Source organism: Phytobacter sp. V69 (genome assembly GCF_965644215.1).
Taxonomy (GTDB): domain Bacteria; phylum Pseudomonadota; class Gammaproteobacteria; order Enterobacterales; family Enterobacteriaceae; genus Phytobacter.
The window spans coordinates 1-9,662 of sequence record NZ_CBFFRL010000178.1; the positions used below are offsets into that span (position 1 = coordinate 1).

Annotated in this window: 6 protein-coding genes and 2 pseudogenes; 5 read left to right on the plus strand and 3 right to left on the minus strand. The window is 50.9% G+C overall.

The genetic code is table 11. From position 1 onward, the window contains the following. Positions 1-82: 82 nt before the first annotated feature. A complete protein-coding gene (priA, locus tag ACSZPU_RS19965; protein WP_499002394.1) occupies positions 83-2,278 on the minus strand; it encodes a primosomal protein N' in 2,196 nt (731 codons plus the stop codon). 327 nt (positions 2,279-2,605) lie between these two features. Between priA and rpmE the strand changes: the two genes are divergently transcribed. The 5 genes and pseudogenes from rpmE to ACSZPU_RS19990 all read left to right on the plus strand — a co-directional run bounded on the left by rpmE (position 2,606) and on the right by ACSZPU_RS19990 (position 6,945). Beyond that, positions 2,606-2,818 (plus strand): 50S ribosomal protein L31, encoded by a 213-nt coding sequence (gene rpmE, locus ACSZPU_RS19970; protein ID WP_499002396.1) that lies wholly within the window; start codon positions 2,606-2,608, stop codon positions 2,816-2,818. A 376-nt stretch (positions 2,819-3,194) separates the two neighbouring features. Next, the gene (locus tag ACSZPU_RS19975; protein ID WP_499002397.1) at positions 3,195-3,875 is read left to right on the plus strand and encodes an oligogalacturonate-specific porin KdgM family protein; all 681 of its coding nucleotides are present in this window, start codon (positions 3,195-3,197) and stop codon (positions 3,873-3,875) included. Positions 3,876-3,985: 110 nt separating this feature from the next. After that, a pseudogene (locus tag ACSZPU_RS19980) lies at positions 3,986-5,057 on the plus strand (MFS transporter); the annotation flags it as partial. Positions 5,058-5,159: 102 nt separating this feature from the next. Further along, positions 5,160-5,630, plus strand: a pseudogene (locus tag ACSZPU_RS19985) (MFS transporter); the annotation flags it as partial. Positions 5,631-6,099: 469 nt separating this feature from the next. Beyond that, on the plus strand, positions 6,100-6,945 hold the full coding sequence (locus ACSZPU_RS19990) for a MurR/RpiR family transcriptional regulator (RefSeq protein WP_499002399.1): 846 nt from the start codon (positions 6,100-6,102) through the stop codon (positions 6,943-6,945). A gap of 34 nt (positions 6,946-6,979) precedes the next feature. Here ACSZPU_RS19990 and tkt read toward each other — a convergent pair whose 3' ends face one another. Both tkt and ACSZPU_RS20000 read right to left on the minus strand, forming a co-directional pair. Beyond that, positions 6,980-8,977, minus strand: coding sequence for a transketolase (tkt, locus tag ACSZPU_RS19995; RefSeq protein WP_499002401.1), 1,998 nt, complete (start codon positions 8,975-8,977; stop codon positions 6,980-6,982). A gap of 52 nt (positions 8,978-9,029) precedes the next feature. Continuing rightward, the coding region (locus ACSZPU_RS20000; protein ID WP_499002404.1) for a glucose PTS transporter subunit EIIB at positions 9,030-9,662 on the minus strand (633 nt) is incomplete at its 5' end.

The window sequence follows — 9,662 nt, forward strand, 5'->3', positions numbered from 1 at the left end:
TTATCGGTAGTTAACCCTTCCTCCTACACTCTCCACAATCATGTCCGAGCGTTGCACTTATTATCTGAATTCGCGCGCAACCTTAGCCTTCGATGGGGTCCACATCCAACACCCACTTCACCTTACGGGCCTCCGGTAAGGTATTGATAAGCGTGAGTGTGCCGCTGACAATTTGCTGCAGGCGCACCCGCGAAGGATGTTGCAGCAAAAGCTGCCAGCGCCAGCGTCCGGCGCGCTTGGGTGCCAGTGCCGGAACCGGGCCGAGCACCCAAAGATGCTGGTCCGCCAGCGGGCTGGATTGCAGCAGGTTTTTCAACTGCTGCAAGAAGAGCGGTGCCTGCTGGTTGTTGTGATCTTCCGCGCGGATGAGCACGTGGCTGGTCCAGGGAGGAAGCTGGAGTGTCTGACGTTCCGCCAGCGCCTGCTCCGCGAAGGTGTCGTAGCCTTTGTGTAAAAGCGTCTGCAACAGCGGGTGTTCCGGATGGTGGGTTTGCAGCACCACTTCACCCTGTTTTCCCGCGCGTCCGGCACGCCCGGAAACCTGGGTATAAAGCTGGGCAAAGCGTTCAGCGGCGCGGAAGTCGGCGGAGAAGAGCGCACCGTCGACATCCAGCAGGGCAACCAGCGTGACGTCCGGGAAATGGTGCCCTTTTGCCAGCATCTGCGTGCCGATAAGAATGCGCGCGCCGCCACGATGCACTTCCGCCAGATGCTGCTCGAGCGCCCCTTTACGGCTGGTGGTATCCCTGTCGATACGCGACAGCGGCACGCGCGGGAAAAGCGGGCCAAGCGCCTGCTCCAGCTGTTCGGTACCCAGTCCCACCGGCATCAGATGCGTTGAGCCGCAGGAAGGACATTGCCGTGGCACCTGGCGCTGGCTGTCGCAGTGGTGGCAGCGTAAATGCTGCTGGGCCTGGTGCAACGTGTAGTAGTGATCGCAGCGCGGGCATTCGGCAATCCAGCCGCAGTCGTGGCACAGCAGGGCCGGAGCAAAGCCGCGACGGTTCAGGAACAGGATGACCTGATTGCCGGCCTGCAAATGCTGGCGCATACGATTGACCAGCGCAGGGGAGAGCCCGGCCTGCAGCGCCTGACCTTTTAAATCCAGTACGTGTTGCAGGGCAGGGCGGGCGTTACCGGCACGTCGCGTCAGGCGTAGCATCTTATATTTACGCGCCCGCACGTTGTGAAGCGTCTCCAGTGCGGGAGTCGCTGAGCCGAGTATGATCGGAATTTGCTCGCTGTGCGCCCGGTAAACCGCCAGGTCGCGGGCGTGGTAGCGCCAGCCTTCCTGCTGCTTATAAGAGCTGTCGTGTTCTTCATCGATCACGATCACGCCCAAATTTTTAAACGGGGTAAATAGCGACGAGCGGGTGCCAATGACAATCGCGGCTTCACCGTTTTTGGCTTTTAGCCAGGCAGACAGGCGTTCGCTGTCGTTTAATCCGGAGTGCAGTACCTCGACCGGGGCGGAAAAACGCTCGCGAAAACGGGCGATAGTCTGCGGTGTCAGGCCGATTTCGGGCACCATCACCAGCGCCTGCTTGCCCTGTGCGAGCACGTTTTCCAGCACGCTGAGGTAGACTTCCGTTTTGCCAGAACCGGTCACGCCAGCCAGCAGCCAGGCCGAGAATTGATCCGCCGCGCTGTGGATTGCGCCTACCGCCGTGGCCTGTTCCGTATTGAGCCGCAGGCGATCGCCGCAGACGGAAAAACCGTGCCGCCAGTCGCGATGTGCAGGCTCTTCGCTGTTCAGCTCTGCCAGCCCTTTTGTGCGTAATGACTGGAGTGCGGCGTCGTTGAACTCAAGCTCCGCAACCTGGTGACGCCAGATGCGTCCCTGTCGCAGGGCCGCCAGCGCCTGCTGCTGCTTTGGCGAGCGTTTGAGGCTATTAATGTCGACCGCCTGCCCTTGCTCGGTGGCAAACCAGAACCATTGCACTGCGCCACTGGCGGGTTTGCCCTGGCGTAGCGGCACAGGGATCGCGTTAAAAAGTACATCGCCGATGGCGTGGTGATAATAGTCTGAGGCCCAGAGCAGAAGTCGCCATACCGGGACGGAAAAAACGGGGTCGCTGTCGAGTACCTCGACAACGCTTTTTAGCTCATTGAGCGGCAGTTCGCTGGTTTCACTGACGGAGACCACAATCCCTACCCGCTGCTGGGTGCCAAAAGGCACGCGCACCCGACAGCCCGCGCTGGTGACCATGCTATCGGGAAGCAGGTAGTCAAAGGTGCGGGGCAACGGTACGGGCAGCGCTACATGGGCGACGGGCATCTCGGGATCCTGACGTGAAAACTGGCGGGATAGTATACACATTGTTATCGGTGGGGCGCGGATCAGTTTGCATACGTTGGTTAATTTCTGTATGATTCGCCGCCTTTGGTGCGTATTGACGCAGCCAAAATGTTATTGCCCGAGAATTTCGCGCTGCTGGAAGGCGGCAAATGAGCGAATCTCTGGGAGCATAGTTAACTATGTGGCCGGAGTGAGCGAAAGCAGCCAACGTATCAGTGGCGTGAAAGGCGACGGGAAATTATTAACTTCGCGTGGTGTCTGGCGTTAGGGCTGGAAGAGCGACGCGGCCTTAAACTGAGGTTTCCCATGAAAAAAGGTATTCACCCGAATTATGTAGAAATTACTGCAACTTGTTCTTGCGGTAATGTGATCAAAACCCATTCAACCGTGGGTCATGACCTGAACCTGGACGTGTGCGGCCAGTGCCACCCGTTCTACACTGGCAAGCAGCGTGATGTTGCTACCGGTGGCCGTGTTGACCGCTTCAACAAGCGTTTCAGCATCCCAGGCAGCAAATAAGTTGCCCGATGAAAAAAGCGCCGCAAGGCGCTTTTTTTGTCTCTGAATTCCGCCTTTCCCCTCTTGCTCGTCCTCTTGCTCCGCATCCCAATCTGCAATTTTTCGCAACGCTAGTTCTTTTGATTTGGCGCGGCGTTTCTATTTAAAAAATTCAATGTTTCAGTTGGTGACATCAAGCTGACACATCTTTGTATTTTTGCCACTTAAGCGGAATGCTGGCAAAAACTCAAAGGTTTGTACATTTACACTAAAATACAATTCCTCACGTTATTAGGATATTTTTAATTTGTAGCTGTCTTTCACTCGTTACGCTGGCCTGGGAATCTATAGCTACACGCTTTTCTTTTATTGAAATTTACGTCAAAGAGGAATTTCCATGAAGTTGAAATATGCGTTGTTATTACTGCCTGTTCTGGCAGGAACAGCCCATGCGGGTTATGTAGACTATCGTCATGAGTATTATGATGATGGACGTAACTACGACCGTGTATATATGTCCCAACGTTTTGCCAGCGGTTTTGGAGTGGCGTTAGAAGGTATTTCTCGTTCTGATGATGCGGAGGCGAAAAAGCCTCTTAATAATATGGAAACGAACGGGATCGAATATACCGCTAACTATCAGTTTACCTGGAGCAACCTGGTATGGTTGCCTGGTATTGCTATTGAAACGGACGAAAATCAGACAATTTACAAGCCATTCGTGCATGTTCAGTACAATATCAACGACAATTGGTGGACGGCCTTCCGCTACCGTTTCGAGTATACGCGTCGTAACGCAGAGGGGCGTGATGACCGCCGCGTTAATCGCCCGGAAGTGTGGCTTGGTTATAATACCGGGAACTGGATGTTTGAGCTAAATGGTATTTATAAATTTGCTGAGGCTGAAAACCTTTATAACAATACCAAGCGAGATTACGAATATAACGGCCGCGTGGCCTATAAATTTGGCTCCTGGGTGCCATTTGTTGAAGTAGGTAATGTGTCTTCTGGTTATAAAACGGCAACGACTGATGATCGCCAGACGCGTTATCGTGTCGGTATCGGTTATAACTTCTAATTACCTTTCTTTCTGTGTCTAAGTAATGCGACGGCAATATTTATTGCCGTCGTATCCGTTCGCAATTTTTAAGTCGAAATTTTATATTTCGCTAAGGATTGGGTAAAAGAATGTCTACACGCAAAATAGGGTTGGTGAATTATCTGGCGTACGGCTCAGGAGATTTTTTGGGCGCGGGTACAACAGCACTGACCGCCGCATGGTTACTTTATTTCTACACGACATTTTGTGGCTTAACGCCGATCGAGGCGACCTTCATTTTCGCCATGGCCAGAGTGCTGGATGCCGTTGTCAGCCCGTTGATGGGCTATCTGACCGATAACTTTGGTAATACCTGGTTTGGGAAGCGTTTTGGCCGGCGTAAGTTCTTTATTCTGCTCGGTATTCCCTGCGTATTCTCCTATACGCTGATGTGGGTTGGTCACATGAACTACTGGTACTATTTGTTCACGTACCTGCTGTTTGATGTGGTGTACACCATGATTCTGGTGCCGTATGAAACCCTGGTACCGGAGATGACCGATGACTTCAAACAGAAAACCAAGTTCTCTGGCGCGCGTATCGCGCTGGCGCAGCTTTCCGCCATTCTGGCCGCATTCCTGCCGGGCATTCTGTTAAGCCATTTCGGTAAAGACAACGCCGTCTCCTTCTTCTATGCCAGTATCGTGTTCGCAGTGATCTGCGCTGTTGTGCTGACCCTGGTGTGGACCTTCACCTGGGAGCGCGAACGTGACGAGGTAGCTGAAGCGGCGAAACCGAAGCTGACCCTTGGGCAAAGCCTTGGCCGTCTGATCGTCGAACTGAGCTCCACCTTTCGTATTCGTATCTTCCGTCAGCACCTCGGGATGTATCTCGGTGGCTATATCGCACAGGACGTTTTCAACGCGGTCTTCACCTACTACGTGGTGTTTGTATTGATGCAGAGTCCGACGCTGGCCTCCAGCCTGATGGGGACGATGGCGATTCTGCAATTTGTCGCGGTGATGGGGATGATTCCGCTGTGTATTCGTTTTGGCGCTGCACCGTCTTACCGTGTTGTCGTCGTCCTGTTTGGCCTGAGCGCCGTCTCTTTTGCGCTGCTGTCGGTTGCGGGCATGAGCGATAACATGTCGCTGCTGCTGTTTATCTCTGGCGTTGCCGGGCTGGGGCGTGGCGGCATCAACTATGTTCCGTGGAACATCTATACCCAGAATACTTCGAGTTGCAGGAGCCAGTAAACCCAAGTTAATCGTAGGGATAGATTGTTTAAGCACTACCATCCTGCATCTTGAAGTTACTTGGGTATATACCTATATTGCTGACGTGGACGAAGTGGTGACGGGCCAGCGTCGCGAAGGCATCTTTGCCGGGATCATGACCTTAACGCGTAAAGCCTCGCAGGCTGGCGCAGTGATGCTGGTGGGGATTGTGATGCAGATGTCCGGTTTTGTTTCCGGGCAAAGCACGCAGGTGCCGGGTGTGAGCCATACCATTCTGATGATTCTGAGTGTCGGTACCGTGCTGGTGCTGTCGATAGGTTTCCTGGTGTCGCTGCGTTTTCGCCTGAACTTGTCCACGCACAGCGTTCTGCGCGAAGAGACAGCGAAAATGCGTAGCGCAGGCCGCCTGACGCCGGAATCCATCACGCCGCAAGCGCGTAAAACGGTGGAAATGCTGGCGGGTATGCCTTACGAACAGCTGTGGGGCAATAACGATATTGGCTACATCAATCGCCAGAAGGCACGTGAAGAGAAATCCCATGCATCAGCGGTGTAGGTGATCATTTGAGCAATATTTTTGTGATGTGTATCACAAAAATATTGCCGATGGCATTCAACAGGCATATGCTTTTCACAGTGAAAGACGTCATCAACAACGCGTGAAAGGAAATGACTATGCTGAACGCACTCAAAAATGTCGTTGTGTCTTACTTTATCTCTCTGTCAGAAGTTCACCCCGAAGTAACGCGCTTCTGATTCAGGTACCGCACAACAAACAAAAAAGGTACAAGATTTCTTCTGCCTTTTTTTACTATGACACTTTATTTTAAATATCTTTATTTTTAATATATATTGAAATTTATTGTTGAGTATATAATTATATCTACAGGTGTCGGAGTGAAAATACTATATCGGTAACCGGTCTGATTTTTATATTGTATTCCGCACCTTTAAATTCGTATGTAGGTGAAGTGATTCTTTTGTGTTATAATCCTGCGATTGCAAATCGGCATTGGATAGGGATAATGAATGATATCACTGTAAAAAATCTTATTCAAAGTAATTATCCAGCACTTCACTCCGCAGAAAAAAAAGTTGCTGATTATATTCTCAATAACGCTAGTGATATCGTTAATTATAGCGTGACAGAGCTTTCCGAAAAAAGCAAAGCCAGTGAAGCAACGATAGTTCGTACGTGCAAGAAAATAGGTTATCAGGGCTACTACCATCTCAAAATTGCGTTAGCGAAAGAGGTTATCGACCCTGACAGCAGCTATCCCACTGAGGAGAATGCCAATGATAGCGCCTCTTTGGCGACATTCCTGCTGCGTAAACAGTCTGAGGACCTACTACGTTCTGCCCAATTTCTTGATTCTAAAGCATTAGATAAAGTACTTAAGTTAATTGCTGAATGCGACACGTTATTTTTCTTTGGGGCCGGAAATTCCAATCCATTAGCATTATATAGTGCCTATAAATTTAGTCAGCTAGGTATTCGTACTGTCGCTCATGCCATTCCTGAAATGCAGCTTAACTCAGCTTTTTCAATGAATAAAAATGATCTTGCATTTGGTATATCCAATTCAGGTAGCACTAATTTAATGCTTGATATATTCAATGTAGTGCGTGAAAGAAAAGCGAAGTCTATTTGCTTAACTAATTATATAAAGTCACCATTGTCTGTGTTGTCCACCTGTCAGTTAACTACAGCAGTAAGCGATAAAATATTTTTTGAAGCCTTTGATTCAACCCGTGTACCTGCGATGGGAATCATCGATATGTTGGTGTTATTATTTATGCATCGACATGAATCTAGTTATGAAAAATATCGTACGCGTGAAGAGTTTCTTGGTTCACGATTTAAAGGTTAATAAAAAGGGGAGATTCTCCCCTTTTTATGTATCATCAGTTTGCCAATACGGTGCGAGCTTGAGCTAGCACGTTCTCTTTGCTAAAACCGAAGTGTTTGAATAACACCCCAGCCGGTGCGGATTCCCCGAAACTGGTCATCCCTACGACGGCACCATCGATACCCGTATAACGTTCCCAGAAACCGGCGATGCTGGCTTCTACCGCCAGGCGCTTACGTACCTCTTTAGGAAGTACGGTTTCTTTATACTCGTTATCTTGCATATCAAAACGCTCGGTACAGGGCATAGAGACGACTCGTACGCGTCGGCCTTCATCACGCAAAATACGAGCTGCATCAACAATTAGTTCAATTTCGGAACCGGCTGAAATAAGAATAATTTCAGGTTGTCCTTCGCTATCGCTGAGGATGTAACCTCCACGGGCGATCTTTTCAAGCTGTGCGGCTGTGCGTGGTTGTTGTTCCAGAGGCTGACGTGTCAGGATCAGCGCCGTTGGGCCATCTTTACGTTCAACTGCTTGCTGCCACGCCACGGTGACTTCAACCTGGTCGCACCCGCGCCAGGTTTCCATGTTTGGTGTGAGACGAAGGGACGCCAATTGCTCGACGGGCTGATGAGTTGGTCCATCTTCCCCCAGTCCAATCGTGTCGTGTGTATAAACAAACACCGAGCGGATTTTCATCAGCGCCGCCATGCGCACGGCGTTACGTGCATATTCCATGAACATCAGGAATGTACCGCCATAAGGAATAAATCCGCCGTGTAACGCCAGACCATTCATGATCGCCGACATTCCGAATTCACGTACGCCATACGAGATATAATTCCCGGCAGGTTGTTCCGCAGTGAAATCGACGGCTTTGTGGTGCCGGGTTAGGTTCGATGGTGATAAATCGGCAGATCCCCCCATCAATTCCGGTAAGGTTTCCACAAATTTATTCAGGCACTTTTGGCTGACCTGGCGTGTGGCAAGGCTTGCCGGGTGGGCTTGTAAATCCAGAACATACTGTTTCATTTCTTCGGTCCAACCTGCGGGCAGATCGCCTTTCATACGGCGAGTAAAGCTAGCGGCTTGTTCAGGCCAGGCTTGCGCGTAGGCGGAAAATTTTTCATCCCATTCAGCCTGCGCTTTAGCGCCTTTTTCTGTGGCATCCCACGCCGTGTAAATATCTGCTGGAATTTCGAATGCCGCATAAGGCCATTGCAGGCGCTCACGTACCAGTGCTACTTCATCCACTCCCAGTGCCGAACCGTGGCAATCATGGCTGTTGGCCTTATTTGGCGAACCGAAACCGATAATAGTTTTACAGCACAACAGGCTTGGTTTATCCGTGACAGCTTTGGCCTCACGAACCGCAGTATCGACTACATCCGGATCGTGTCCATCGACATTTTCAATAACATGCCAGCCATATGCTTTAAAGCGGGCTGCGGTGTCTTCTGAGAACCAGCCTTCTACGTGCCCGTCGATAGAAATCCCGTTATCGTCCCAAACGGCAATCAGATTGCCGAGACCTAATGTTCCGGCTAGTCCGCAGGCTTCGTGGGAGATACCTTCCATCAGGCAACCGTCACCCAGAAACAACCAGGTGTGGTGGTCGACAATCTTGAAACCGGGCTTGTTAAATTCCGCCGCCAGCGCTTTTTCCGCGATGGCCATGCCGACAGCATTCGCTACGCCCTGACCGAGTGGTCCGGTGGTGGTCTCTACACCTGGTGTATAGCCATATTCCGGGTGGCCTGGGGTGCGGGAGTGTAGCTGACGGAACTGGCGAATATCATCCATCGTTACGTCATAACCGGTCAGATGCAACAGTGAATAAAGCAGCATCGAACCGTGGCCATTTGATTGTACATAGCGATCCCGATTAAACCATTGCGGGTTTTTCGGGTTATGGCGCAGATGGCGGCGCCACACCACTTCGGCAATATCTGCCATTCCCATCGGTGCGCCAGGATGGCCAGAATTGGCCTTCTGAATGGCATCAACACTTAACATACGAATGGCGTTAGCCAGCAATTGTGGTTTCATTCTCATGCTCTCTTTGTCTGACGGGCTGGGTTTCCAGCCCGTTAATCGATGATTATTTTGCGTCAGCTGGTTCAAGTGCTGGAGTGGCTTGCCTGTCAGGGTTTCTCATTACGGCTTTGATCTCATCGCGTAAAATTTGTGATTTGCCGCCGAAGATAACTTGCACACCGCCGTCACCCAGTTTTATCAGCCCCGCTGCGCCCAGTTCTTTCAGTCGTTTATCATTCACGCTTTTGTCATCTACCAGCGCCAGGCGCAGGCGTGTCGCGCAGGCATCCACGTCTTCAATATTGTTAAAGCCGCCCACCGCCTCGATGATTTGATACGGGCGATCCGAACGCATGATGGGCGTTTCGACGGTGGTTTCTTCATCTTCACGGCCTGGTGTTTTCAGATTGAGTTTGCGGATGAGTACGCGGAAGAAGGTGTAATAGATAGCGGCATAACCGATGCCGACGACGATAACCAGATACCACGGTGTACGGTTTGGCATCACGCCATTAAGGACGAAGTCAATCAGACCGCCTGCGAAAGGGTGGCCAATGTGCACATTCAGCAGATGCATGACAACGAACGATGAGGCGTACACAAAGATGTGAATGATGTAGAGCGCGAATTCAGATAATAAGTGCAACGCTCGGACATGATTGTGGAGAGTGTAGGAGGAAGGGTTAACTACCGATAA

Excerpts from the sequence above, each read along its gene's own strand:
- ACSZPU_RS19990 (WP_499002399.1), top strand. The coding sequence starts at position 6,100 with ATGAATGATATCACTGTAAAAAATCTTATTCAAAGTAATTATCCAGCA.
- priA (WP_499002394.1), bottom strand. The coding sequence starts at position 2,278 with ATGCCCGTCGCCCATGTAGCGCTGCCCGTACCGTTGCCCCGCACCTTT.
- ACSZPU_RS19975 (WP_499002397.1), top strand. The coding sequence starts at position 3,195 with ATGAAGTTGAAATATGCGTTGTTATTACTGCCTGTTCTGGCAGGAACA.
- tkt (WP_499002401.1), bottom strand. The coding sequence starts at position 8,977 with ATGAAACCACAATTGCTGGCTAACGCCATTCGTATGTTAAGTGTTGAT.
- rpmE (WP_499002396.1), top strand. The coding sequence starts at position 2,606 with ATGAAAAAAGGTATTCACCCGAATTATGTAGAAATTACTGCAACTTGT.